The sequence below is a fragment of the Pseudarthrobacter sp. AL07 genome, from assembly GCF_029960665.1.
Classification (GTDB): Bacteria; Actinomycetota; Actinomycetes; order Actinomycetales; family Micrococcaceae; genus Arthrobacter.
Genome location: NZ_JASBRB010000074.1, coordinates 1 through 1391, shown reverse-complemented (window position 1 = coordinate 1391; position 1391 = coordinate 1). Strand labels below are relative to the sequence as shown.

The 1391-nt window shown below is 60.3% G+C and carries 1 protein-coding gene and 1 pseudogene; one reads left to right on the top strand and one right to left on the bottom strand.

Annotated elements, in window-relative coordinates; genetic code table 11:
* The coding region (locus QK290_RS18430) for a hypothetical protein (protein WP_282332119.1) at positions 1–455 on the top strand (455 nt) is incomplete at its 5' end.
* A gap of 96 nt (positions 456–551) precedes the next feature.
* On the opposite strand, the pseudogene QK290_RS18425 reads toward QK290_RS18430, so the two are convergent.
* A pseudogene (locus QK290_RS18425) lies at positions 552–1097 on the bottom strand (homocysteine S-methyltransferase family protein); the annotation flags it as partial.
* Positions 1098–1391: the final 294 nt, after the last annotated feature.

Sequence of the window (1391 nt, the reverse complement as noted above, 5' to 3'; positions counted from 1 at the left end):
ACTGCTGGAATCTGGAGGCTTCAGACCGAAACTACACTCTGCATTCTGAAGAGCCAGAAAACGGTGCGCAACTGAATCGCGTAGTCGTAGTTTGCGGTTCGACTGTTTACGTGGGCATCCCTGTCTCAACAAAGACATTCACGCAAACGAACCTGCACGAATTTGGAGTGGAATTCTTCAAAGAGGCAGGGAACTGGAAGACCTCCCGTCAGGAGAAAGAAGCGCTGGCAGACCAGCAGGCCCGGGACCTGATCACTGCAATCTCGCCCGGGAACAGCGTGCCCACTCCAGACGTTCTGACTCTTAGTCCGGCCAAGGTTCTCCCGTCGGGCATGACCAGTTATGAGGTGCCCGCGATCCGGGTTCATCTTTGCCAAGTTGATTCGTGGTGGATCGCACCTTTTGTTGAGCATCAGGCAAAGTTCCGCGGCGGCAGCGTGGGGGTGAGTTTCTAGAGAGAACTTGCATCTCTCCGATGAACCCGGAGAGCTTCATTCAGGTGGCGATGTCAACTTGACGTCCTAGTATCACCGTCGGTGAGAAGGCCTATCCTGCAGGAGGTCCTGGCTCGTCTCGATGAGGAAGGCGTCCGCTCCCCCGTCGATGAGGCCCTCGGCCTGCAGGGCGAAGGTCTGCTTGAGGTAGTCGTAGCTGGTGTGTCCGAGGCTGGGGAGCTTGGTGCCCGGCCCCATCGAGCCCAGGACCCACCGCATCCGTCCGTCTTTTGCTTCTGCCGCTTCTGCGCGTTCGCGGGCGATCTCCGCACCCTTCCGGGCGAGCTCTTCGATCCGGTCGTCAATGCCGTAGTCGGAGAGGTTGGACCAGTTCGCGCCGAAGGTATTCGTTTCGACCGCATCGATGCCTGTGGCGAAGTACGCGTCGTGGATGTCCGCGAGGACGTCCGGGCGCGTGTCGTTGAGGATCTCGTTGCAGCCTTCGAGGCCCAGGAAGTCTTTTTCAAGGGACAGTTCCCGGCCCTGCAGCATGGTGCCCATGGCGCCATCGGCAATGACCACCCGGTGATTCACGGCGTCCAGCAGCTCCTGGGCGCGGACGGGGCGGGGGACGGACTCAATATCAAGCGCGAAACGAGGCATCTAAACAGGTTACGTCTGGGGGCCGGAACGTTGCGCTGTGTGTCCGTGTACTACGACGGGGGCGGGCGCCGGCCGCGGCGGACTGACTGCCAGGCAACGCATACCGGTGCGGTTAACGATTCAGCCGGAGCCGTCAGACCCTGTGGGCCTCCGGCATCTTGGCCCACCGTTGCTCGGGTGCGAAATCCGGCCTTAGTCGCGCCGTGCAGCAACGGCATGAAGGTCACGCCAGGGACCCTGGGCTCCTGACCGAGCCATTTAATTTGTGGGTGACGTTTCTTTGTTTTTGATCTC